Here is a 23,069-nt window from a genome sequence, read left to right on the forward strand (position 1 = left end):
GCGACCTTGCCTGCTGCGGTGCCCTTGCGCTTACCACCGCGAAGCGCCTATGCGACACCTAGCTCGAAAAGCAGCAAGAGCACACAACGGCTGAAATCTAGCCTAACCTATTACCCCATAAGACCTTTTACCCCGCTGCATGTCTGCATGAAAGACTTGACGGCGGACATTTTTCATTTCCGCGCCGCGCCGGAGCCCCGCGCACTGCCCGCCCTGCGGCCGCCGAACCGCCCCCCCAACCGAGGAGCCCGAAATGTCGCTTCACCCCGCCCAAGTCCTGTTCGCCGGCGAGAAGCCCTTCCCTGCCCTGCCCGCCGTCGACCATTACGCCGGCGCCGAGAAGCTCATGATGAAGGCGCTCAAGCTGCAGCAGGAGCTCGGCCCGGTGTTCGACCTCACCTGCGACTGCGAGGACGGCGCCCAGGCTGGCGCCGAGGCCGAGCATGCGCAGATGGTGGTCGAGGTGGTCAATGGCGCGGAGAACCACTTCGGCCGCGTGGGTGCCCGCATCCACGACGTCACCCATCCGCACTGGCAGCGTGACCTCGAGATCCTCGTCGGCGGCGCCGGCCGGAGGCTGGCCTTCGTGACGATCCCCAAGGTGCGCTCGGCCGCGGATGCCGCGGAACAGATCCGCGGGCTGCGCCGCGTCGAGGCCGCCTGCGGCCTCGAGCGCGCCCTGCCCGTACACGTGCTCATCGAGACCCACGGCGCGCTGCGCGAGGCCTGGGAGATCGCCGCGCTCGACGGCGTGGAGTCGATCGACTTCGGCCTCATGGACTTCGTCTCCGGCCACCACGGCGCCATTCCCGGCAACGCCATGAAGAGCCCCGGCCAGTTCGAGCACCCGCTGGTGGTGCGCGCCAAGGCCGACATCGCCGCCGCCGCGCTCGCCAACGGCGTGGTGCCCTCGCACAACGTCACCACCGAGTTGCAGGACGTCGCCGTGATCCGCAACGACGCCGAGCGCGCCCGGCGCGAGTTCGGCTTCCTGCGCATGTGGAGCATCCACCCCAACCAGATCCTGCCGATCATCGCGGCGATGCAGCCCGACTTCTCCGAGGTCGAGGAAGCCGCGGCGATCCTGTGCGCCGCGCAGGACAATGCCTGGGGCCCGATCCGCCACCAGGGGCGCCTGCACGACCGCGCGTCCTACCGCTACTACTGGGAGCTGCTGCAGCGCGCGCGCAACACCGGCATGGAGTTGCCCGGCGAGACCCGCCAGCGCTTCTTCACTGGCGCGGGACACTGAGCGCGAGAGGCGGCTCGCCCGCGCGCAGGCTCTCCAGCACCTCCAGGAAGCCGCCAAGCGTGGGCACCGGCTCGCCCTCCCGGATCGCCAGCGCAAGACGGAACTGCGCCTCCGGCTCGGCCAGCGCCAGGTAGCGCACGCGCGCGATCCGCACCGACTCGAGCGGCGCCGGCAACACCGCCACGCCCAGCCCGGCGGCCACCAGGCCGATCTGGGTCGTGGCCTCGCGCGCGGTCTGCACGATGCGCGGTTCGAATCCCGCCTGCCGGCACAGCGCACGCAGCACGCCGGGCAAGTCTGTGCCGACGTCGGCCGGGAAGCTGATGAAGTCCTCTCCGGCGAGTTCGGCAAGGTGCACTTGCGCAGCGCCCGCCAGCCGGTGGGCGGCATTCACGACCAGGCGCAGCGGATTGCGCGCGACCTCGCGCAGCACGATCCCCGCCGGCGGCGTCCCTGCCTGCAGGCGCACGAAGCCGACGTCAAGCTCTCCGCTTACCAGGGCCTGGAACTGCTCCGGCGTGAACATCTCCCGCAACTGCAGGCGCACCTGCGGGAAGCGTCGGCGGTAGGCGTTGAGTGCATCGGGGAGGAGGTCTGTGAAGGGCAGCGAGGAGGTGAAGCCGACGCGCAGCTCGCCCAGCTCCCCGCGCGCGGCACGGCGGGCTTCGGCCACGGCCTCTTCCACCCCGTCGAGGATGCGGCGCGCGTGCAGCAGGAAGCGCTCCCCTGCAGTGCTCAGCGCAACCCTGCGCGGGCCGCGCTCGAACAGGCGCACGCCGATCTCCTCTTCCAGGTCGCGGATCTGCATCGACAGCGGCGGCTGACCGATGTGCAGGCGTGTCGCGGCGCGGGTGAAGTTGAGTTCCTCGGCGACGGCGATGAAATAGCGCAGGTGGCGCAGCTCCATCATTCATTTCCATATATGGATCAAGTGTTCAGAATATATTGGACGATGGGTTCGGCGCCATCCTAAGATCGCTGCAGATCCGCTCGGCCTATCGCCACCGCTACGCCATGCCCGCACACTCCGCCGCTCGTCCCGGCCCCTCGCCCGACCAGCTCGAGGCCGGTACGCCCGGCTACCGCCGCGCCAACCTGGCGATGTTCGTCGGCGGCTTCGCGACCTTCGCCATGGTCTATAGCACCCAGCCCCTGCTGCCCCTGCTCGCTGCCGAATTCGGTGTGGGTGCGGCGAGTGCCAGCCTGACGGTGTCGGCCACCACTGCCGGACTCGCGCTGATGCTGATTCCGGCCAGCGTGCTCGCCGACCGCCTCGGCCGCCAGCAGGTCATGAAGGCGGCGCTTGTGATCGCCGCCCTGTTCGCGCTGGCCACCGCCTTTGCGCCCGACTACGGCTCGCTGCTGGTCTTGCGCACACTCCTCGGCGGGGTCATCGCCGGGCTCCCCGCCGCCGCCATGGCCTACATCGGCGAGGAGATCGCCCCCGGCGCGCAGGCACGCGCGATGGGGCTCTACATTGCCGGCAACGCCCTCGGCGGCATGAGCGGACGCTTCGTCGCCGCGCTGCTGACCGACTGGAGCTCCTGGCGGGTCGCGCTCGGGATGATCGGCGTGCTGGGGGCGGTCTCCGCACTGGTGTTCTGGCGCCGCCTGCCGGCCTCGCGCAACTTCCGCGCACGCGCCGCCACGCCGGCGCGGATCTTCGCGGACACTCTGGCGATCTACCGCGATCCCGGCCTGCCCGCGCTCTTCCTGGTCGCCTTCCTCGCCATGGGCGGCTTCGTCGGGCTGTACAACTTTCTCGGCTTCCGCCTGCTCGAGCCGCCCTACGGGCTGGGCCAGAGCGCGATCGGCGCGATCTTCCTGCTCTACCTGGTCGGCACCTGGGCCTCGGCGGCGAGCGGCCGCCTCGCCGAGCGCCGCGGCCGGCGCAAGGTGCTGTGGCCGATGGTCGCGGTGATGGGCGCCGGGCTCGCGCTCACCCTGGCGCGGCCGCTGTGGCTGATCATCGCCGGCGTCGGCGTGTTCACCTTCGGCTTCTTCGCGGCGCACGCCCTCGCCAGCGGCTGGGTGGGCCGGCGCGCCGGCGAACGGCGCGCACTCGCCTCGGCGCTTTATCTGTCGAGCTACTACCTCGGCGCCAGCGTGCTCGGCAGCCTTGCCGGCACGGCCTGGGCCGATTGGCGATGGGCGGGCGTGGCCGCGCTGGTGGGGCTGTGCGTGCTGTTCACCGGAGCCTGCGCGCTGTGGCTGCGGCGACTGCCGGCGCCCGCGGGCGGTACGGACTGAAGGACGCGCAGGCCGCCTCAGCCCGCCTCCACCGACACGGTCCGTCGTTCCCGCCACAAAGGCAGGATCTGCACCGCCAGCACGCAGGCGAAGATCAGCAGGCCGCCGGCCATCTGCTCGGCAGTGAGCGTCTCACCCAGCACGAAGCGGCCGGCCAGCGCGGCGAACAGGGTCTCGCAGCTCAGCACGATGGCGGCGTCGGCCGCCGGGGTGTGGCGTTGCGCCACCACCTGCAGGGTGAAGCCCACGCCCACCGACAGGATGCCGGCGTAGGCGATCGACGGCAGCGCACGCTCGAGCGCGCCTGACGAGACCTCCTCGGTGCCGAAGCCTACCGCCATGCCGAGCCCCCCGACGACGAGGAACTGCAGCATCGCCACCGTCACCGAGGCCCCCTTGCGCGCCGCCACGCGCCCCACCAGCATCACGTGGGCGGCCCAGAACAGCGCGCTCGCGATCACCCACAAGTCGCCCACCGAAAGCGCGGCCAGGCTGCCGCCGCCAAGCAGGTAGGTGCCCGCGACGCAGCCCAGGCTCGCCGGCCACACCGACCAATGCGAGCGCTCGCGCAGCAGCAGCGCGCCGGCGATCGGCACGAGGGGGACGTAGAGCGCGGTGAGGAAACCGGCATTGCTCACCGTGGTGCTCATGATGCCGATCTGCTGAAGCGCCGCGCCGAGGAACAGCACCGCGCCGAGCAGCGCGCAAGCAAGCAGGTCGCGCGCGTCGAGGAAGGTGCCACGACGACCGAGGCGTCGCAGTTCGAGGACGGCGAGCGGCGCCACCATCACCGCACCGAAGAGGAAGCGCGCGCCGGTGAACGTGAACGGCCCGACGTCGCGCATGCCGGTCTGTTGCGCGACGAAGGCGGTGCCCCAGATGAGCGCCGCGACGAGCAGCAAACCGTTGGCCTGCGCGCGCTTCATCTCGTCGCCTCGACGGCGGGCCGGGTGAAAACACGGGAAAGACGAATTGAAACAGTCGACACGGATACTCCCAAGGGCACGGGCGCCATCGATCGAGAGCCGGGGCACCGTCGCGCGCGCGGCAGATCACCCGGCCCGGCAAAAAAGGCGCAAGTGTTACACGCTCGGGGGCGCCCCCGTCAATCCCGACCGCAGCTGCCATCGCGGCAACACCTGAGGTAATCTCGCGGCCATGGAAAATCTCAAAGTCAGTCTGATCGGGGTGCCCACCGACGTCGGCGCAGGCGTGCGCGGCGCGAGCATGGGACCGGAGGCCTTGCGCGTAGCCGGCCTGGGGCGGGCCATCGCCGCCTTCGGCGCCGAGGTGCGCGACTGCGGCAACCTCGCCGGCCCGTCCAACCCGGAGCTGCCGGCGGTAAACGGCTTCCGCCACCTTGCCGAAGTGGCGCAGTGGAACCTCGCGGTCCATCAGGCCGTTTACGCGGAACTGTCCGAAGGTCGCGTACCGATCATGCTCGGCGGCGATCATTGCCTCGCGATCGGCTCGATCAGCGCGGTGGCCCGCCACTGCCGCGAGACCGGCCGCAAGCTGCGCGTGCTGTGGTTCGACGCCCACGCCGACCTCAACACCGCCACCATGACGCCGTCGGGCAACATCCATGGCATGCCGGTCGCCTGCCTGTGCGGCCATGGCCCCGAGATGCTGACCGGCATTGGCGGCGAGATGCCGGCGATCCGGCCCGAGCAGATCCGCCAGATCGGCATCCGCAGCGTGGACGAGGGCGAGAAGCGCTTTCTGCACGATCTCTGCGTCGAAGTCTTCGACATGCGCTACATCGATGAGATCGGCATGCGCGCGACCATGGAGCAGGCGCTCGCCGGCGTGGACCAAGACACGCACCTGCATGTGAGCCTGGACGTGGACTTCCTCGACCCGACGATCGCCCCGGGCGTCGGCACCACGGTGCGCGGCGGACCGACCTACCGCGAGGCCGAGCTGTGCATGGAGATGATCGCCGACACCGGCCAGCTCGCCTCGCTCGACATCGTGGAGCTCAACCCGGCGCTCGACCACTGCAACATGACCGCCGAGCTGGCGGTCGATCTGGTCGAGAGCCTGTTCGGCAAGAGCACGCTGATGCGCATGCACCGCAACTACCGCTGAACGCAGCGGGACACCCGCCGACTCGGCTTGTCACGGTGCTTGTGCGCGACGGCCTTCAAGGCGTCGGCCGGAGAGCGTGGGCCGCCGTGCCGTAACACGATCGGCGCACCGGTCAGATCACTTCAGATTGCCCGAGAGGAACTGCTGCAGGCGTTCGCTGCGCGGACGCACCAGCACCTCCTTGGGGTCGCCCTCCTCCTCGACGCGCCCCTGGTGCACGAAGATCACGTGGTTGGACACCTCGCGCGCGAAGCCCATCTCGTGCGTCACCACCATCATCGTGCGGCCTTCCTCGGCGAGCGAGCGCATCACCTTGAGCACCTCGCCGACGAGTTCGGGGTCGAGCGCCGAGGTCGGCTCGTCGAACAGCAGCACCGCAGGCTCCATCGCCAGCGCGCGCGCGATCGCCACGCGCTGCTGCTGGCCGCCCGACATGTGCGCAGGATAGGCATCGCGGAACTTCCACACCCCCACCCGCTCCAGGTAGCGCTCGGCGCGCTCGCGGGCCGCGACCTTCGACAGTCCGAGCACATGCACCGGCGCCTCGACGACGTTCTCGAGCACCGTCATGTGGCTCCACAGATTGAAGTGCTGGAACACCATCGACAAGCGCGTGCGGATCTGCTGCAACTGGTGCGCGTCCTTGACCACCAGCTCGCCCTTGCGGTCACGCACCAGCTCGACCTCCTTGCCGCCCACCAGGATGCGCCCGGCGGTCGGGCACTCGAGGAAGTTGATGCAGCGCAGCCACGTGCTCTTGCCGGAGCCGGAGGACCCGATGATGCTGATCACGTCGCCCGAGTTCGCGGTCAGCGAGACGCCCTTGAGCACCTCATGGTCGCCGTAGGATTTGTGCAAGTCTTCGACGCGGACCTGTTCGACGCTGGCCTTGTGGTTCATGTTGTTCTCTTGCATCGGGGCTTGCGCGGCACCCGGCATGTCGCCACGAGCCGCGGCGAACCGCCGCCAGGAATCGGCAGCGTTCGCCGCTTCGGGCTCGCGGCAGGGTTGATCAGGACTGCCTGCCCGCCTCCGCCTTGCGCGGAGCCAGGTGGGCGAGCCAGCGGTGCTCGGCGAGCTTGAACAGCCCCACCAGGGCGAAGGTGAGCGCGAGGTAGATCAGGCCGACGAAGACGAAGGACTCGAAGGGTGCGAAGTGGCGCGAATACACGTTGCGCGCCGCACCGGTGAGGTCCACCAGGGTTACCGCGCTGGCGATCGCCGACCCCTGCAGCATCAGGATCACCTCGTTGCTGTAGCTCGGGATCATGCGCCGTAGCGCCGACGGGATCACGATGCGCTGCAGGGCCTTCAAGCGCGTCATGCCCATCGCCTTGGCGGCCTCGAGCTCCCCGTGCGGCGTGTTGCGCATGCTGCCGGCGAGGATCTCGACGGTGTAGGCACAGGTGTTGAGGCCGAAGGCGAACAGCGCGCAGAAGTAGGGTTCGCGGAACAGCGACCACAGCGGATGCCCGGCCTCCCACGCCGCGCGCATCCATTCCCACTGCGAAGCGCCGTAGTACACCAGCAGCAACTGCACGAGCATCGGCGTGCCGCGGAAGAAGTAGGTGTAGGCCGCGACAGGGGCCGACACCAGACGGTTGGGCGACAGCCGCATGACCGCGAGCGGGATCGCCACGAAGAAGCCGAACAGCAACGCCAAGCCGGTGAGCTGGACGGTCATCCACAGCCCGCGCCAGAACTCGGGCAAGCTGCCGGTGATGACCTTGAAGTCGAAGAATTCCATGTCCGCCCTCAGACCCGGGTCTCGCGCACGCCGGCACTGTAGCGCCGCGTGAGCACGCCGAGGCCGTAGCTCGACAGCGCGGTCATCGCCAGGTAGAGGACGCAGACCGCAAGATAGAAGGTGAATGGCTGGTGCGTCGAGCGCCCGGCCTGGTCGGCGATCCGCGTCATGTCGGAGAGGCCGATCATGGACACGATCGCCGTGCTCTTGAGCAGCACCAGCCAGTTGTTGCCGATGCCCGGCAGCGCGAAGCGCAGCATCTGCGGGAACAGGATGCGGCGGAACACCTGCCAGGCGCTCATGCCGTAGGCGCGCCCGGCTTCGAGTTGGCCCGCCGAGACGGCCAGGAAGGCGCCACGGAAGGTCTCGGTGAAATAGGCGCCGAAGATCAGTCCGATCGTCAGCACGCCGGCAACGAAGGGATCGATCTCGATGAAGTCCCAGCCGAAGTAGTCGATCACCGCATTGAGCAGCAACTGCCCGCCGTAGAACACGAGGAGCATCATCACCAGATCGGGCACGCCGCGCATCACCGTCGTGTACAGCATCGTCCACAGCCGCAGCGGCAGGAAACCCGACAGTTTGCAGGCAGCCCCGATCAGGCCGGTCGCCAGCGCGAGCAGCACCGACATCAAGGCCACCTTCAGGGTGACCCAGGCGCCGGCGAGCAGGCTGGGGGAGTATTCGATCAGGGCATCCATGGCGCACCGATTCGCAAAGGTAAACGCGCACGCTCCCGGTCCAGGGAGCGTGCGCGCGGCAGGGTAACCGCAGGGGCCGCGCTGGCTTGACCGCAGCCCGGCATGGTCAGTTGCCGTAGATGTCCATCGGGAAGTACTTCTTCTGGATCGCATCGTACTTGCCGTTGGCGCGGATCGCGCCGAGTGCCTGGTTCAGCTTCTCGGTGAGCTCCTTGTCGCGCTTGCGCACCGCGATGCCGATGCCCTCGCCGATCACCGCCTTCTCGTCGGCGTCCTTGCCGAAGAGGCGTTCGCCGGCGACGTCGTAGCCCGCGCCCTCGGGTTTGGTCAGGAAACCGCCGTAGGCCTCGAGGTAATCGGAGAAGGCCGCATCGAGACGTCCGGCGCGCAGGTCGAGGTAGGCCTCGTCCTGCTTGGCGTAACGGATGATCTGCATGCCTTTGCCGTCCCAATACTTGGTGGCGAAGTTGTCCGATACCGTGCCGCGCTGCACGCCGACCTTCTTCCCGGCCAGGGAGGGGAGATCGGGCCGCAGGGTCGAGCCCTTCTTCGCGATCAGGGCCAGCGGCGACGCATAGTACTTCTCGGTGAAATCCACCTTGGCCTTGCGCTCGTCGGTGATCGACATCGAGGCAATGATCGCATCGAACTTGCGCGAGACCAGCGCCGGGATCATGCCGTCCCACTCCTGCTTCACCCAGGTGCACTTGGCCTTCATCTCCTCGCACAGGGCATTGCCGATGTCGATATCGAAACCTTGCAGGCTTCCGTCGGCGGCGATGAGGTTGAAGGGAGGGTAGGCGCCCTCGGACGCCAGGCGGATCTCGTTCCAGTCCTTGGCAAAACCGGCACCGGCGTGAAGGGCGAGCACCGCGCACAGAAGGGCGTATTTTTTCATCCAGAACTCCTCGATTGTCTTGTTGTAGGTTCTTCCGCGCCGCTGCGGCGGAGCCTCACGCACAGCGACAGATCGACCGGCAGTGCAGAGGGGGCGAATGGTGTCAAAAAACGCCCTCCACCTCAATTGCCGTATTCCACGATCTGTGCCCGTTCCGGGGTCCTCGGGGCGCCACGATCGACACCGCGAGCAAGTTTCCGGCAAGCGTATCACGCCACGCAATCCGACTGGCGCTCGCCCCCGGGCTGGCACCGGCGGCGGCTCTATGGCGTAATGGCGGACCTCGTTCCAACCGACTTTTCCATGCCCTCCTCCGCCCCACTCTCGGTGCTCGACCTCGCACCGGTCGCCGCCGGCAGCACGCCGGCCGATGCGCTGCGCAACACGCGCGAACTCGCCCAGCTCGCCGACCGCTGCGGCTACACCCGCTACTGGCTGGCGGAACACCACAACATGACCGGTATCGCCAGCGCCGCCACCGCGGTGGTGATCGGCCACATCGCCGGCGCCACCCGGCGCATCCGCGTCGGTGCCGGCGGCATCATGCTGCCCAACCACGCACCGCTGGTTATCGCCGAACAGTTCGGCACCCTGGAGTCGCTCTTTCCGGGCCGCATCGACCTCGGTCTCGGGCGTGCGCCGGGCACCGACCAGACCACGGCGCGCGCGCTGCGCCGCAATCTCGCCGGCAGCGACGACCAGTTCCCGCACGACGTGCTCGAGCTGCAGTCGTACTTCCAGCCCGCCAGCCCCGGACAGGCCGTGCGCGCGGTGCCCGGCGAAGGGCTGCAGGTGCCGATCTGGCTGCTCGGCTCCAGCCTCTACGGTGCCGAGCTCGCCGCCCACCTCGGCCTGCCTTTCGCCTTCGCCTCGCACTTCGCACCGCGCTTCCTGTTCCAGGCGGTCGAGATCTATCGGAGCAATTTCCGTCCGTCCGCCCAGCTCGACAAGCCTTGGTTCGCAGTCGCCGCCAACGCGATCGCCGCCGACACCGACGCCGATGCGGAGCGCCTCTTGCGCTCGCTACGGCTGCGCTTCGCGGCGATGGCGCGCGGCGTGCGCGGGCAGTTGCAGGCGCCGGAAGCCTTCATCGAGGCGGACTGGTCACCGGCCGAGCTCGCCTTCGCCGAGCAGTCGCTCGCGTGCTCGGCGGTGGGTGCGCCCGACACGGTTCGCCAGCAGCTCGAGACGCTGATCGAGCGTACCGGCGCGAACGAACTCATCCTCACCGCACAGATCTTCGATCATGGCGCGAGGCTGCGCTCTATGGAACTCGTGGCACAGGCCTGGGGCTTGGCGGTGGAGGAGGCCGCGGCCTGAGCGCACACCTGCTGGGCGGCCACCGACGGAGGTCGAAGGCCGTGCAGGTGCGACGCAAAGCAATAAAGCCGCGGGCCCTTGCGGGGCGCCACGGCTTATTGGATCCGGCACCGGCCCGAGGGCCGGGACGGCAGGTTTAGTGCGGACGCAGGTTGGCCTGGTCGCCTTCGACACCTTCGGCCGCCGGCGTGGCGGGCGCCGCCGGGGCCGGCTCCTCGGGCAGCGGCTCGGGCTTGCGCTCGAGGGCGAGTTCGAGCACGCGGTCGATCCACTTCACCGGCACGATCTCGATCGCGTTCTTGATGTTGTCGGGGATCTCGGCGAGATCCTTGACGTTCTCCTCCGGAATCAGCGCGGTGCGGATGCCACCACGGACGGCGGCGAGCAGCTTCTCCTTGAGGCCGCCGATTGCCAGCACCTCGCCGCGTAGCGTGATCTCGCCGGTCATCGCCACGTCGCAACGCACCGGGATGCCGGTGAGCACCGACACCAGCGCGGTCGAAATCGCGATACCCGCCGACGGACCGTCCTTGGGGATCGCGCCCTCCGGCAGGTGGATGTGCAGATCGCTCTTCTGGTAGAAGTCCGGGTCGATACCGAGCGAACGCGCACGCCGGCGCACCACCGACAGCGCGGCCTGGATGGACTCCTGCATCACCTCGCCGAGCTTGCCGGTGGTCACGACCTTGCCCTTGCCGGGGAGCTGCACCGCCTCGATGGTCAGCAGTTCGCCACCCACCTCGGTCCATGCGAGACCGGTAACCTGGCCGATCTGGTTCTCCTTCTCCGCCATGCCGAAGCTGTACTTGCGCACGCCGAGGAACTTGTCGAGGTTACGGGCGTTGACCACCACCTTGCTCGTGCGGCTCTTGAGCACCAGCTGCTTGACCACCTTGCGGCAGACCTTGGAGATCTCGCGCTCCAGGCTGCGCACTCCGGCCTCGCGGGTGTAGTAACGCACGATGTCGCGCACCGCCTCCTCGGTGACCGAGAGTTCCTCGCGCTTGAGGCCGTTGTTCTTCATCTGCTTGGGCAGAAGGTAACGCTGGGCGATGTTGATCTTCTCGTCCTCGGTGTAACCCGACAGACGGATCACCTCCATGCGGTCGAGCAGCGCAGCCGGGATGTTGAGGGTGTTGGCGGTGGCCACGAACATCACGTCCGACAAGTCGAAATCGACCTCGACGTAGTGGTCCTGGAAGGTGTGGTTCTGCTCCGGGTCGAGCACCTCGAGCAGCGCCGACGACGGATCGCCACGGAAATCCATGCCGAGCTTGTCGACCTCGTCGAGCAGGAACAGCGGGTTCTTGACCCCGACCTTGCTCATGTTCTGCAGGATCTTGCCCGGCATCGAGCCGATATAGGTGCGGCGGTGGCCGCGGATCTCGGCCTCGTCGCGCACGCCACCCAGTGCCATGCGGATGAACTTCCGATTGGTGGCCTTGGCGATCGACTGGCCGAGCGAGGTCTTGCCCACGCCGGGGGGGCCGACCAGGCACAGGATCGGCGCCTTGACCTTGTCCACACGCTGTTGCACGGCAAGGTACTCGAGGATGCGTTCCTTGACGCGCTCGAGGCCGTAGTGGTCCTTGTCGAGCACCTTCTCGGCCTCGCCGAGGTCCTTGCTGACGCGCGACTTCTTCTTCCACGGCAGGCTGATCAGGGTGTCGATGTAGTTGCGCACCACGGTGGCCTCGGCCGACATCGGCGACATCAGGCGCAGCTTCTTGAACTCGGCCTCGGCCTTGGCGAGCGCCTCCTTGGGCATGCCGGCGGCCTTGATCTTCTTGTCCATCTCCTCGAGATCGGCACCCTCCTCGCCCTCCCCGAGCTCCTTCTGGATGGCCTTGACTTGCTCGTTGAGGTAGTACTCGCGCTGGCTCTTCTCCATCTGGCGCTTGACGCGGCCGCGGATGCGCTTTTCGACCTGCAGGATGTCGAGCTCGCCCTCGAGCTGGCCGAGCAGCTTCTCGAGGCGTGCGCCGGTGTCGAACATCTCGAGGACTTCCTGCTTCTGCTCGAGCTTGAGCGGCAGGTGGGCGGCGATGGTATCGGCGAGGCGCCCGGCCTCCTCGATGCCCGCGAGCGAGCCGAGGATCTCGGGCGGGATCTTCTTGTTGAGCTTAACGTACTGGTCGAACTGGGCGATGATCGCGCGCCGCATGGCCTCCAGTTCGTGGCTCGGCGCCTCGGCGACCGGCACCGGGCGCACGCTGGCGACGAACAGGCTGCGGATGTCCTCGACACGCTCGATGCGCGCGCGCTGCACGCCCTCGACCAGCACCTTGATCGTACCGTCGGGCAGCTTGAGCATCTGCAGGATGTTCGCGATGCAGCCGATATCGTAGAGATCCTCGACCGCGGGCTCGTCCTTGGCAGCGGACTTCTGCGCCACCAGCAGGATGCTCTTGCCGTCTTCCATGGCGCTCTCGAGCGCCTTGATGCTCTTCGGGCGGCCGACGAAGAGCGGGATCACCATGTGCGGGAAGACCACCACGTCGCGCAGGGGCAACAGCGGCAGTTCCATCGCTTCGTTGGGGAGGGCAGCGGGACCCGACATTTTCTAGGTTTCCTCAAGCAAAAGGTCACACCCATATGAGGGCGTGACCCGGAAATTCAAGCGGCCGGCCGGAGCCGGCCCCGCCGGATCGGGCGACGGTAGCGCGCTCAGTTGGCGCCCGACACCTTCTGCTGCTCGGCGTAGATCAGCAAGGGCTTGCCGCCGTCTTCGATGGTCGATTCGTCCACCACCACCTTGGCCACGTTGTCGAGCGTCGGCAGGTCGTACATGATGTCCAGCAGCGCCACCTCGAGGATGGAGCGCAGGCCGCGCGCCCCGGTCTTGCGCTTGATCGCCTTGCGCGCCACGGCATGCAGCGCGTTGGGACGGATCTCGAGCTCGACCCCCTCCATGGAGAAGAGCTTCTGGTACTGCTTGACCAGCGCGTTCTTGGGCTCGATGAGGATCTGGATCAGCGCCGCCTCGTCGAGTTCCTGCAGCGTGGCGACCACCGGAAGGCGGCCGATCAGCTCGGGGATGAGGCCGAACTTGATCAGGTCCTCCGGCTCCACCTGGCGGAAGGTGTCGGTGAGGTTCTTGCCTTCCTTGCTCTTGACCTCGGCGCCGAAGCCGATGCCGACCTTCTCGGTGCGGTTGCGGATCACCTTTTCCAGGCCGTCGAAGGCGCCACCGCAGATGAACAGCACATTGGTGGTGTCGACCTGGATGAAGTCCTGGTTCGGATGCTTGCGCCCGCCCTGCGGCGGAATCGACGCAACCGTGCCTTCGACCAGCTTGAGCAGCGCCTGCTGCACGCCCTCGCCCGACACGTCGCGGGTGATCGACGGGTTGTCGGCCTTGCGCGAGATCTTGTCGATCTCGTCGATGTAGATGATGCCCTGCTGCGCCTTGTCGACGTCGTAGTCGCACTTCTGCAGCAGCTTCTGGACGATGTTCTCGACGTCCTCGCCGACGTAGCCGGCCTCGGTCAGCGTGGTGGCGTCGGCCATCACGAAAGGCACGTCGAGCAGGCGCGCGAGCGTCTGCGCGAGCAGGGTCTTGCCCGAGCCGGTGGGGCCGATCAGCAGGATGTTGCTCTTGGCGAGCTCGACATCGTCCTGGCGCGCATCGAGGTGGCGCAGGCGCTTGTAGTGGTTATACACCGCGACGGCGAGACTGCGCTTGGCCAGCGACTGCCCGATCACGTACTGGTCGAGGATGGAGCAGATCTCGTGCGGGGTGGGCAGTGTGCCCTTGATCCCCTCGCCATCCTCCGCGCCGACGACCTCGTCGCGAATGATGTCGTTGCAGAGCTCGATGCACTCGTCGCAGATGAAGACCGAAGGGCCGGCGATCAGCTTGCGCACCTCGTGCTGGCTCTTGCCGCAGAAGGAGCAGTACAGCAGCTTGTCGCCGCCAGCCTTCTTGTCCGTCATGTGGGGGTTCTCCAGAAATCAGGTGTCGTCGCGGCTGGTGAGCACCTTGTCGACCAGGCCGTACTCGACGGCAGCCGTCGCCGACATGAAGTTGTCGCGATCGGTGTCCTTCTCGATGCGCTCGAGCGCCTGTCCGGTGTGCTTGGACAGCATGTCGTTGAGGCGCGAGCGCAGGTAGAGGATCTCGCGGGCGTGGATCTCGATGTCCGAGGCCTGGCCCTGGAAGCCGCCGAGCGGCTGATGGATCATCACGCGCGAGTTCGGCAGGATGAAGCGCTTGCCCTTCTCGCCCGCCGCCAGCAGGAAGGCGCCCATGCTCGCCGCCTGGCCGATGCACAGCGTGCTGACGTTCGGCTTGATGAACTGCATGGTGTCGTAGATCGCCATGCCGGCGGTCACCGACCCGCCGGGCGAGTTGATGTAGAAGTAGATGTCCTTGTCCGGGTTCTCGGACTCGAGGAACAGCAACTGGGCGACGATCAGGTTGGCGGTGACGTCGTTGACCGGGCCGACGAGGAACACCACCCGCTCCTTCAGTAGGCGCGAATAGATGTCGTAGGCGCGTTCGCCGCGACCACTCTGTTCGACCACCATCGGAACCAGGCCGAGACCGACCGGGTTCCAGTCGCTGCTGTGCTGGGGTGTTCCTTGCATCATTCGTCAGACCCTCTGCGACCTCAGGCCGCGTTGTTGCCCATCAGTTCGTCGAACGCCACGTCCTTGTCGGAAGTGTCGGCCTTCGCGCACACCCACTCGACGACGTTGTCTTCGATGACCACCGCCTCGGCCTGCGCCAGACGTTCCGGTTGAGCGTAATACCAGCGCACGAGTTCCGAGGGATCCTCGTAACTTTGCGCCATTTCCTCGACCAGGGCGCGGATCTGCTCGGGCTTGGCGTGCAGCTCGCTGGTCTTGACCAGCTCGGCCATGATCAGGCCCAGCTTGACGCGGCGCTCGGCCTGGTCCTTGAACCACGACGGATCGACCGGGATGTCCTTGGTCTTGAGGCCGCGCATCTCGAGGTCGCGACGGGCGTTGTCGGCGAGCTGGTTCGACTCGGCCTGCACCAGCGCCTTGGGCACCTCGATCGGGGCGACCTCGATCAGCGCGTCCATCACCTGCTCCTTGAGGCGGGACTGGATGCGGCGCTTGACCTCGCGCTCGAGGTTGCCCTTGACCTCCTCGCGCAGCTTGGCGACGTCGCCGTCGGCCACGCCCAGCGACTTGGCGAAGTCGGTGTCCACCTCGGGCAGCACCGGCTCCTCGACGGCCTTGACGGTGATCTCGAACTGAACCTGCTTGCCTGCCAGATTGGCGGCGTGATAGTCCTCGGGGAAGGTCATGTCGAAGGTCTTGCCCTCGCCGGCCGCGAGGCCGACGACGGCATCCTCGAAGTCCTTGAGCATGGAGCCGGCGCCGACCACGAAGGGGAAGTCCTGCGCCTGGCCGCCATCGAACACCTCGCCACCCATGCGGCCGGTGAAGTCGATCACCACGCGGTCGCCCTGCGCGGCGGCGCGCTCGACCGCCTTGAAGCTGGTGCGCTGCTTGCGCAGGACCTCGATGGTCTTGTCGACCTCGGCGTCACCCACCTCGAGCACCGGGCGCTCGATCTTGCGTCCGGCGAACTCGCCCAGGACCACGTCGGGGTACACCTCGAACACGGCGGTGAATTCCAGCGTACCCTCGGCGGCGCCGTCCTTCGGCTCGATGCTCGGATAGCCGGCGACGCGCAGGTTGTCGGCACGCACCTTCTCCCCGAAAGCCTTCTCGACCGCCGCACCGACGGCTTCGCCGCGGGCCTGGCCGCCGTGGGTCTGGGCGACGATCTTCATCGGCACCTTGCCCGGGCGGAACCCCGGCATCTTCACCGTGCGCGCCATGCGCTTGAGGCGGGCGTCCACCTCTTTCTCGATGTCCGCGAGCGAAACGGAGATGTCGATACGGCGCTCGAGCGCGCTCGGGGTTACCTGGTTCTGCTCCATTGAGTCGATCCTGAGAAGTCTGAAAAACGCTCCCGCCGGGCGCTTGCGGCACACTCGCGGGGACCGGAGGCGCACTTTGCCAGCGTGAGCACATTGAACTGAGTCGGGCATTCTAGCACAGGCGTCGCGCTTGTCCCGTGCCCGGGAAAGGCCCTGTAGCGGGTCGTGACACAGTCCACGCCCGCTCACGAAAAAAGCGCCGCAAGGGGTGGAACTCCCACCCATCATGGGGTTCTCATGTACAGACCCGGTACCCCGTCACGGCGAGCCGGGCACCGCCGAGCAGGCGGATGACGCGATCCTGCTTCACCTTGCGGCAGCCCCTTTCGCGCCGCATTGCGCCCGACGAGGAGACGACCATGTCCATCTTCAACGCCTACCAGGCACGCTTCGAAGCGGCCCGCGAGGAAGAGATGTCCCTGCAGGACTATCTCGAACTCTGCCGCACCGACCGCATGGCCTACGCCACCGCCGCCGAGCGCATGCTCGCGGCCATCGGCGAACCGGAACTGGTCGACACCCGGCTCGATCCTCGCCTGTCGCGGATCTTCTCCAACAAGATCCTCAAGCTCTATCCGGCCTTCCGCGACTTCTACGGCATGGAAGAGGTCATCGAGAACATCGTGTCCTACTTCCGCCACGCCGCCCAGGGCCTGGAAGAGAAGAAGCAGATCCTCTACCTGCTCGGGCCGGTGGGCGGGGGCAAGTCCTCGCTCGCCGAAAAGCTCAAGAGCCTGATCGAGCGCATCCCCTTCTACGCGATCAAGGGCTCGCCGGTGAACGAATCCCCGCTCGGCCTCTTCAACGCCGCCGAGGATGCGCACATCCTCGAGGACGACTTCGGCATCCCGCGCCGCTACCTCGGCGGCATCATGAGCCCGTGGGCGGTCAAGCGCCTGCACGAGTACGGCGGCGACATCACGCGCTTCCGCGTGGTCAAGCTCGGTCCCTCGGTGCTGCGCCAGATCGCGGTCGCCAAGACCGAGCCGGGCGACGAGAACAACCAGGACATCTCCTCCCTGGTCGGCAAGATCGACATCCGCAAGCTCGAGCAGTACTCGCAGGACGACCCCGACGCCTACAGCTACTCCGGCGGCCTGTGCCTGGCCAACCGCGGCCTGCTCGAGTTCGTCGAGATGTTCAAGGCGCCGATCAAGGTGCTGCACCCGCTGCTGACCGCAACCCAGGAGGGCAACTACAAGGGCACCGAGGGCTTCGGCGCGATCCCCTTCGACGGCATCGTGATGGCACACTCCAACGAGTCCGAGTGGGTCGCGTTCAAGAACAACCGCAACAACGAGGCCTTCCTCGACCGCATCTACACCGTCAAGGTGCCCTACTGCCTGCGCGTCTCCGACGAAGTGAGGATCTACGAGAAGCTGCTCGTCCACAGCTCGCTCGCCGAGGCGCCGTGCGCACCCGACACTCTCAAGATGATGGCGCAGTTCGCGGTGCTGTCGCGCCTCAAGGAGCCGGAGAACTCGAGCATCTTCTCCAAGATGCGGGTGTACGACGGCGAGAACCTCAAGGACACCGACCCCAAGGCCAAGAGCTACCAGGAGTACCGCGACTACGCCGGGGTGGACGAAGGCATGACCGGGCTGTCGACCCGCTTCGCCTTCAAGGCCTTGTCGAAGATCTTCAACTTCGACCATCGCGAAGTCGCCGCCAACCCGGTGCACCTGATGTACGTGCTCGAGCAGCAGATCGAGGCCGAGCAGTTCCCGCCCGAGACCGAGGCGCGCTATCTCGGCTACATCAAGGAATACCTCGCCCCGCGCTACGCCGAGTTCATCGGCAAGGAGATCCAGACCGCCTATCTCGAGAGCTACTCCGAGTACGGGCAGAACATCTTCGACCGCTACGTGATCTACGCCGACTTCTGGATCCAGGACCAGGAGTTCCGCGACCCGAACACCGGCGAGATCCTCGACCGCGCAGCGCTCAACGAGGAACTGGAGAAGATCGAGAAGCCTGCCGGAATCAGCAACCCGAAGGACTTCCGCAACGAGGTGGTCAACTTCGTGTTGCGCGCGCGCGCGAAGCACGAAGGCCGCAACCCGAGCTGGACCTCGTACGAGAAGCTGCGCGCGGTGATCGAGAAGAAGATGTTCTCCAACACCGAGGATCTGCTGCCGGTGATCAGCTTCAACGCCAAGGCCAGCGCCGACGAGCTGAAGAAGCACCAGGACTTCGTCGACCGCATGATCGACAAGGGCTACACCGAGAAGCAGGTGCGCCTGCTCTGCGAGTGGTACCTGCGCGTGCGCAAGGCGTCCTGATTCGCGAGCCACGGTCCGGCCCGGCCCGCGCCATCGCTGCGCGGAGCCCGGCCGGACGCGGACACCGGGAGGAGACATGGTCCGCATCATCGATCGGCGCTTCGACAGCAAGAACAAGAGCGCGGTGAACCGCCAGCGCTTCATGCGCCGCTTCAAGCAGCAGATCCGCAAGGCGGTATCCGAGGCGATCCACGGCCGCTCCATCCGCGACCTGGAGAACGGCGAGCAGATCTCCATTCCCGCGCGCGATCTCTCCGAGCCCTCTCTGCACCACGGCAAGGGCGGCATCTGGGAGCAGGTCTTCCCCGGCAACGACCAGTTCAGCACCGGCGACCGCATCAAGCGCCCACTCGGTGGCGCTGGCGACGGTGCCGGCAAGGGCAAGGCGAGCCAGGACGGCGAGCACGAGGACGACTTCGTCTTCCAGCTCTCGCGCGAGGAGTTCCTCGACCTCTTCTTCGAGGACCTCGAGCTCCCCCGCCTGATCCGCACCCAGCTCGCCAAGGTCACCGACTACAAGACGCGGCGCGCCGGCTTCACGTCCGATGGCGTGCCCGCGAACATCAACATCGTGCGCTCGATGCGCGGAGCGCTCGGGCGCAGGCTCGCGCTCGGCTCGCCCTGGGCTGCACGCATCCGCGCGCTGCAGCAGGAACTCGACGAAGCGCTCGCGCGCGCCGGCGAAGACAGCGAGGAAGTGCGCGACCTGCGCGAGGAACTCGCCGCGCTGCGCGCGCGCATCGAACGCATCCCCTTCATCGACCGCTTCGACCTGCGCTACAACAACCGCGTCAAGGAGCCCCGCCCCACCACCCAGGCGGTGATGTTCTGCGTGATGGACGTCTCCGGCTCGATGGACGAGGAGCGCAAGTCCATGGCCAAGCGGTTCTTCATGCTGCTCTACCTGTTCCTCACGCGCAGCTACGAGCACATCGAGGTCGTCTTCATCCGTCACCACACCGTGGCCAAGGAAGTCGACGAGGACGAATTCTTCCACTCGCGCGAATCCGGCGGCACCGTGGTCTCCAGCGCGCTCGAGCTGATGCGCAACATCCTGCGCGAGCGCTACGCCAACGGGCAGTGGAACGTCTACGGCGCCCAGGCCTCCGACGGCGACAACTGGGACAACGACTCACCGGTGTGCGGGCGCCTGCTCGGCAAGGAGATCCTGCCCTGGTGCCAGTACTTCGCCTACGTCGAGATCACCGCCGGCGAGCCGCAGAACCTGTGGCGCGAGTACGCCAAGCTCGAGGCCGCGCACGACAACTTCGCGATGCAGCGCATCGAGTCGCCGGCCGACATCTACCCGGTGTTCCGCGAACTGTTCAAGAAGACGATCGCATGAAGACCCCCCGCCCCCGCACGCGCGGCCGCGCCGCCAAGGCTCCGCTCCCCTCCGGCTCGGAATGGACCGTCGAGGCCATCGACCGCTACAACGAGGAGATCGCCCGGGCCGCCGCGCACTACAAGCTCGACACCTACCCGGTGCAGGTCGAGATCATCACCGCCGAGCAGATGATGGACGCCTACGCCTCGGTGGGCATGCCGGTCAACTACCACCACTGGTCCTTCGGCAAGCACTTCCTCGCCACCGAGAAGGGGTACAAGCGCGGGCAGATGGGCCTGGCCTACGAGATCGTGATCAACTCCAACCCCTGCATCGCCTACCTGATGGAGGAGAACACGCTCACCATGCAGGGCCTGGTGATCGCCCACGCCGCCTACGGCCACAACAGCTTCTTCAAGGGCAACTACCTGTTCCGCACCTGGACCAACGCCGACGCCATCATCGACTACCTGCTGTTCGCGCGGAACTACATCACCCAGTGCGAGGAGCGCCACGGCGAGGAAGCCGTCGAGCTGCTGCTCGACTCCTGCCACGCCTTGATGAACCTCGGCGTGGACCGCTACAAGCGCCCGCCCAGGCTCTCGCTCGCCAAGGAGAAGCTGCGCCAGCAAGAGCGCGAGGAGTACCTGCAGAGCCAGGTCAACGACCTGTGGCGCACACTGCCCGCCCACGAACTGCGCACCGATGCCCGCGCCGAGGCGCGCTTCCCGCCCGAGCCCGAGGAGAACCTGCTCTACTTCGTCGAGAAGAACGCCCCGCTGCTCGAGCCCTGGCAGCGCGAGGTGGTGCGCATCGTGCGCAAGATCGCGCAGTACTTCTTCCCGCAGCGCCAGACCCAGGTCATGAACGAAGGCTGGGCCACCTTCTGGCACTACACCCTGCTCAACCACCTCTACGACGAGGGTCTGCTCGCCGACAGCTTCATGCTGGAATTCCTGCAGTCGCACACCAACGTCGTCGCGCAGCCGCCCTACAACAGCCGCTGGTTCGGCGGGATCAACCCCTACGCGCTGGGCTTCGCGATGTGGCGGGACATCCGCCGCATCTGCGAGGACCCCGACGAGGAAGACCGCCGCTGGTTCCCCGAGATCGCCGGCAGCGACTGGCTGGAAACCTTCGATTTCGCGATGCGCAACTTCAAGGACGAGAGCTTCGTCGCGCAATACCTGTCGCCCAAGGTCATGCGCGACTTCCGCCTGTTCGCGGTGCTCGACGACGACCACGAGGACAAGCTCGAGGTCTCCGCGATCCACGACGACGGGGGCTTCCGCAAGCTGCGCGAGATCCTCTCCGACCAGTACAACCTGGGCGCGCGCGAACCCAACGTGCAGGTGTGGAACGTCGACCTGCGCGGCGACCGCTCGCTCACCCTGCGCCACACCCCCTTCCGCCGCCGCCCGCTCGGCGACGGCACCGACGAAGTCATGCGCCACCTCGCCCGCCTGTGGGGCTTCACCGTGCGCCTCGAGCGTGCGGACGACGACGGCAAGGTCGAACTCCTCCACGAGATCCGCGGCGAGACCACCCGCCCCCGCCCGCCCGGCTGAGCGCCTGTCGCCCGAAGCGACCCGAAGGCCACCGCAGGGGCGACGCGGGTCGCGCTCCGGCCGCCAAGATTGCGCCCGCGCGCATTGGGCGCGCGCAGCCGAGGACGTAGAATCCCGACTCCCCCACCGGAGTCCGTCATGTTCAGCCCCCTGCGTCCGATCTACCCCGTCGCCGGCATCCGCGAGATCGAGGACAAACTCATCCCGAACGCCCGCCCGCCGCTGATGGAGCGCGCCGGGCGCGCCGCCGCGCAGGATGCGGTACGGCTGATCATGGATCGCCCCGGGCCGATCCTGATCGCCTGCGGCCCTGGCAACAATGGCGGCGACGGCTTCGTGATGGCGCGCCAGCTCGCCCAGGCCGGGCGCGAGGTAGTGGTCGCGTTCTGCAGCGCGGCCGAGCGTCTGCCGGCCGAGGCGGCCAAGGCGCACGCCGACTACCTCGCCGCCGGCGGCAGCATCGTCTCCGACCTCCCCGCCGCGCCGGCCAACGGCTGGGCCCTGGTGGTCGACGCGCTCTTCGGGATCGGCCTCGGACGCCCGATCGAAGACCGCTACGCGAGCTGGATCCACACCCTCAACGCCCAACCCTGCCCGCGCATGGCGCTCGACGTCCCGAGCGGACTCGACGCCGACACCGGCAGCCCGCTCGGCGCCACCTTCCGCGCCACCCACACCACCACCTTCATCGCCCTCAAACCCGGCCTGCTCACCAACGACGGCCCCGACCACTGCGGCGAGATCAGCGTGCAGCGCATCGAGATCGACGCCCCTGCCTGGCTGCCGGCGCGCGGTCACGCGATCGCATCCTCGCTGTTCCGCCATCTGCTGCAGCCGCGCCCACGCAACACCCACAAGGGTCTCTACGGCGACGCCGCCATCCTCGGCGGCAACGCCGGCATGGTCGGCGCCGCGCTACTCGCCGGCCGCGCCGCGCTCTGGCTGGGGACGGGAAGGGTCTATGTCGGCCTGCTCGACCCCGCCGGCCCCGCGGTCGACTTCGCCCACCCCGAGCTCATGCTGCGTCGCGCCGAGACCCTGCCCGAGCGCCTCAGCGCGCTCGCCATCGGCCCCGGCCTGGGCACCCAGGGCGCGTCCGCCAACGTGCTCGCCGACGCCCTCGCGCGCCCGATCCCGCTGCTCCTCGACGCCGACGCGCTCAACCTCCTCTCCGCCGATGCGGCGCTGCGCCGGGTGTTGTGCACGCGCGGCGCAGCCACCGTGCTCACCCCCCACCCCGCAGAGGCTGCCCGCCTGCTCGGCAGCGACACCGCAAGCGTGCAGGCCGACCGGCTGCGTGCCGCGCTCGAACTCGCCCGCCGCTACCGTGCCTTGGTCGTGCTCAAGGGCTGTGGCAGCATCGTCGCCACACCCGACGAGCGCTGGTTCATCAACGGCAGCGGCCACTCCGGGATGGCAAGCGCGGGCATGGGAGACGTGCTGAGCGGCCTCGTCACCGGCCTGCTCGCGCAGGGCTGGCCGCCCGAGTCCGCGCTCATCGCCGGCGTACACCTGCACGGTGCCGCAGCCGACCGACTCGCACGCGAAGGCATCGGTCCGGTCGGGTTGAGCGCGAGCGAGACCATCGACGCCGCCCGTGGCGTCTTCAACGGCTGGCTGATCGAGGCGCAGCGCGAGCCGCGCAACACCGGCCCCCATTCCCCGCGGACCGGGCGCTGAGCGCGCCGGTGCTAGAATCGCAGCATCCCGGC

General features: G+C 67.6%; 19 protein-coding genes. 8 read left to right on the plus strand and 11 right to left on the minus strand.

The features are described from left to right. The first annotated feature begins 253 nt into the window (after window positions 1–253). Entirely contained in the window at window positions 254–1,252 is a 999-nt protein-coding gene (locus PO78_RS18020; protein ID WP_004303348.1) for an HpcH/HpaI aldolase/citrate lyase family protein, read from the plus strand. On the opposite strand, the gene PO78_RS18025 is transcribed toward PO78_RS18020, so the two are convergent. Further along, entirely contained in the window at window positions 1,233–2,159 is a 927-nt protein-coding gene (locus PO78_RS18025) for a LysR substrate-binding domain-containing protein (RefSeq protein ID WP_004303346.1), read from the minus strand. The genes PO78_RS18020 and PO78_RS18025 overlap by 20 nt on opposite strands. A 194-nt stretch (window positions 2,160–2,353) precedes the next feature. On the opposite strand from PO78_RS18025, the gene PO78_RS18030 reads away from it, so the two are divergent. Further along, window positions 2,354–3,502, plus strand: coding sequence for an MFS transporter (locus tag PO78_RS18030; protein ID WP_040828685.1), 1,149 nt, complete (start codon window positions 2,354–2,356; stop codon window positions 3,500–3,502). 17 nt (window positions 3,503–3,519) lie between these two features. Here PO78_RS18030 and PO78_RS18035 read toward each other — a convergent pair whose 3' ends face one another. After that, entirely contained in the window at window positions 3,520–4,428 is a 909-nt protein-coding gene (locus PO78_RS18035; RefSeq protein WP_004303342.1) for a DMT family transporter, read from the minus strand. Between the two features lie 232 nt (window positions 4,429–4,660). Between PO78_RS18035 and rocF the strand changes: the two genes are divergently transcribed. Then, window positions 4,661–5,593: an arginase gene (gene rocF / locus PO78_RS18040; RefSeq protein WP_004303339.1), complete on the plus strand. Its 933-nt coding sequence runs from the start codon at window positions 4,661–4,663 to the stop codon at window positions 5,591–5,593. 117 nt (window positions 5,594–5,710) lie between these two features. Here the strand turns inward: rocF and PO78_RS18045 are convergent, their stop codons facing one another. The 4 genes from PO78_RS18045 to PO78_RS18060 all read right to left on the minus strand — a co-directional run bounded on the left by PO78_RS18045 (window position 5,711) and on the right by PO78_RS18060 (window position 8,939). Further along, window positions 5,711–6,493 (minus strand): ABC transporter ATP-binding protein, encoded by a 783-nt coding sequence (locus PO78_RS18045; RefSeq protein ID WP_082047946.1) that lies wholly within the window; start codon window positions 6,491–6,493, stop codon window positions 5,711–5,713. Between the two features lie 112 nt (window positions 6,494–6,605). After that, complete coding sequence (locus PO78_RS18050) at window positions 6,606–7,340, minus strand: ABC transporter permease (RefSeq protein WP_004303336.1); 735 nt, start codon at window positions 7,338–7,340, stop codon at window positions 6,606–6,608. Window positions 7,341–7,348: 8 nt separating this feature from the next. Continuing rightward, window positions 7,349–8,041, minus strand: a complete 693-nt coding sequence (locus PO78_RS18055; RefSeq protein ID WP_043745758.1) for an ABC transporter permease — start codon at window positions 8,039–8,041, stop codon at window positions 7,349–7,351. A gap of 106 nt (window positions 8,042–8,147) precedes the next feature. After that, window positions 8,148–8,939, minus strand: coding sequence for an ABC transporter substrate-binding protein (locus PO78_RS18060; RefSeq protein ID WP_012585562.1), 792 nt, complete (start codon window positions 8,937–8,939; stop codon window positions 8,148–8,150). Between the two features lie 303 nt (window positions 8,940–9,242). Between PO78_RS18060 and PO78_RS18065 the strand changes: the two genes are divergently transcribed. Further along, complete coding sequence (locus PO78_RS18065) at window positions 9,243–10,259, plus strand: LLM class flavin-dependent oxidoreductase (protein ID WP_231570756.1); 1,017 nt, start codon at window positions 9,243–9,245, stop codon at window positions 10,257–10,259. Between the two features lie 136 nt (window positions 10,260–10,395). Here the strand turns inward: PO78_RS18065 and lon are convergent, their stop codons facing one another. The 5 genes from lon to PO78_RS23575 form a co-directional block, all read right to left on the minus strand. After that, on the minus strand, window positions 10,396–12,819 hold the full coding sequence (gene lon / locus PO78_RS18070; protein WP_004303330.1) for an endopeptidase La: 2,424 nt from the start codon (window positions 12,817–12,819) through the stop codon (window positions 10,396–10,398). Window positions 12,820–12,926: 107 nt separating this feature from the next. Beyond that, window positions 12,927–14,195, minus strand: coding sequence for an ATP-dependent Clp protease ATP-binding subunit ClpX (gene clpX / locus PO78_RS18075; protein WP_004303328.1), 1,269 nt, complete (start codon window positions 14,193–14,195; stop codon window positions 12,927–12,929). An 18-nt stretch (window positions 14,196–14,213) separates the two neighbouring features. After that, a complete protein-coding gene (gene clpP, locus PO78_RS18080) occupies window positions 14,214–14,852 on the minus strand; it encodes an ATP-dependent Clp endopeptidase proteolytic subunit ClpP (protein WP_004303326.1) in 639 nt (212 codons plus the stop codon). Between the two features lie 20 nt (window positions 14,853–14,872). Next, complete coding sequence (gene tig / locus PO78_RS18085) at window positions 14,873–16,180, minus strand: trigger factor (protein WP_012585563.1); 1,308 nt, start codon at window positions 16,178–16,180, stop codon at window positions 14,873–14,875. A 235-nt stretch (window positions 16,181–16,415) separates the two neighbouring features. Further along, window positions 16,416–16,547, minus strand: coding sequence for a hypothetical protein (locus PO78_RS23575; protein ID WP_261788916.1), 132 nt, complete (start codon window positions 16,545–16,547; stop codon window positions 16,416–16,418). Here PO78_RS23575 and PO78_RS18090 point away from each other — a divergent pair. The 4 genes from PO78_RS18090 (at window position 16,540) to PO78_RS18105 (ending at window position 23,037) form a co-directional block, all read left to right on the plus strand. Then, on the plus strand, window positions 16,540–18,462 hold the full coding sequence (locus tag PO78_RS18090) for a PrkA family serine protein kinase (protein WP_004303323.1): 1,923 nt from the start codon (window positions 16,540–16,542) through the stop codon (window positions 18,460–18,462). The genes PO78_RS23575 and PO78_RS18090 overlap by 8 nt on opposite strands. A 76-nt stretch (window positions 18,463–18,538) precedes the next feature. Further along, window positions 18,539–19,807 carry a YeaH/YhbH family protein gene (locus PO78_RS18095; RefSeq protein WP_004303321.1) on the plus strand — a complete coding sequence of 423 codons (1,269 nt, stop codon included), beginning with the start codon at window positions 18,539–18,541 and terminating at the stop codon, window positions 19,805–19,807. Next, the gene (locus PO78_RS18100; protein WP_004303319.1) at window positions 19,804–21,357 is read left to right on the plus strand and encodes a SpoVR family protein; all 1,554 of its coding nucleotides are present in this window, start codon (window positions 19,804–19,806) and stop codon (window positions 21,355–21,357) included. The genes PO78_RS18095 and PO78_RS18100 overlap by 4 nt, the downstream gene beginning before the upstream one ends. Before the next feature lie 138 nt (window positions 21,358–21,495). Then, the gene (locus tag PO78_RS18105) at window positions 21,496–23,037 is read left to right on the plus strand and encodes a bifunctional ADP-dependent NAD(P)H-hydrate dehydratase/NAD(P)H-hydrate epimerase (RefSeq protein WP_043745763.1); all 1,542 of its coding nucleotides are present in this window, start codon (window positions 21,496–21,498) and stop codon (window positions 23,035–23,037) included. The last annotated feature ends 32 nt before the right edge of the window (window positions 23,038–23,069 follow it).

Origin of the sequence: Thauera sp. SWB20, assembly GCF_000831325.1 — a bacterium.
In the GTDB taxonomy this organism is placed as follows: domain Bacteria; phylum Pseudomonadota; class Gammaproteobacteria; order Burkholderiales; family Rhodocyclaceae; genus Thauera; species Thauera aminoaromatica.

Excerpts from the sequence above, each read along its gene's own strand:
- PO78_RS18020 (WP_004303348.1), top strand. The coding sequence starts at position 254 with ATGTCGCTTCACCCCGCCCAAGTCCTGTTCGCCGGCGAGAAGCCCTTC.
- lon (WP_004303330.1), bottom strand. The coding sequence starts at position 12,819 with ATGTCGGGTCCCGCTGCCCTCCCCAACGAAGCGATGGAACTGCCGCTG.
- PO78_RS18065 (WP_231570756.1), top strand. The coding sequence starts at position 9,243 with ATGCCCTCCTCCGCCCCACTCTCGGTGCTCGACCTCGCACCGGTCGCC.
- PO78_RS18095 (WP_004303321.1), top strand. The coding sequence starts at position 18,539 with ATGGTCCGCATCATCGATCGGCGCTTCGACAGCAAGAACAAGAGCGCG.
- tig (WP_012585563.1), bottom strand. The coding sequence starts at position 16,180 with ATGGAGCAGAACCAGGTAACCCCGAGCGCGCTCGAGCGCCGTATCGAC.
- PO78_RS18090 (WP_004303323.1), top strand. The coding sequence starts at position 16,540 with ATGTCCATCTTCAACGCCTACCAGGCACGCTTCGAAGCGGCCCGCGAG.
- PO78_RS18045 (WP_082047946.1), bottom strand. The coding sequence starts at position 6,493 with ATGAACCACAAGGCCAGCGTCGAACAGGTCCGCGTCGAAGACTTGCAC.
- PO78_RS18050 (WP_004303336.1), bottom strand. The coding sequence starts at position 7,340 with ATGGAATTCTTCGACTTCAAGGTCATCACCGGCAGCTTGCCCGAGTTC.
- rocF (WP_004303339.1), top strand. The coding sequence starts at position 4,661 with ATGGAAAATCTCAAAGTCAGTCTGATCGGGGTGCCCACCGACGTCGGC.
- PO78_RS23575 (WP_261788916.1), bottom strand. The coding sequence starts at position 16,547 with ATGGACATGGTCGTCTCCTCGTCGGGCGCAATGCGGCGCGAAAGGGGC.
- PO78_RS18030 (WP_040828685.1), top strand. The coding sequence starts at position 2,354 with ATGTTCGTCGGCGGCTTCGCGACCTTCGCCATGGTCTATAGCACCCAG.
- PO78_RS18060 (WP_012585562.1), bottom strand. The coding sequence starts at position 8,939 with ATGAAAAAATACGCCCTTCTGTGCGCGGTGCTCGCCCTTCACGCCGGT.
- PO78_RS18035 (WP_004303342.1), bottom strand. The coding sequence starts at position 4,428 with ATGAAGCGCGCGCAGGCCAACGGTTTGCTGCTCGTCGCGGCGCTCATC.
- PO78_RS18105 (WP_043745763.1), top strand. The coding sequence starts at position 21,496 with ATGTTCAGCCCCCTGCGTCCGATCTACCCCGTCGCCGGCATCCGCGAG.
- PO78_RS18055 (WP_043745758.1), bottom strand. The coding sequence starts at position 8,041 with ATGGATGCCCTGATCGAATACTCCCCCAGCCTGCTCGCCGGCGCCTGG.
- clpX (WP_004303328.1), bottom strand. The coding sequence starts at position 14,195 with ATGACGGACAAGAAGGCTGGCGGCGACAAGCTGCTGTACTGCTCCTTC.
- PO78_RS18025 (WP_004303346.1), bottom strand. The coding sequence starts at position 2,159 with ATGGAGCTGCGCCACCTGCGCTATTTCATCGCCGTCGCCGAGGAACTC.
- PO78_RS18100 (WP_004303319.1), top strand. The coding sequence starts at position 19,804 with ATGAAGACCCCCCGCCCCCGCACGCGCGGCCGCGCCGCCAAGGCTCCG.
- clpP (WP_004303326.1), bottom strand. The coding sequence starts at position 14,852 with ATGATGCAAGGAACACCCCAGCACAGCAGCGACTGGAACCCGGTCGGT.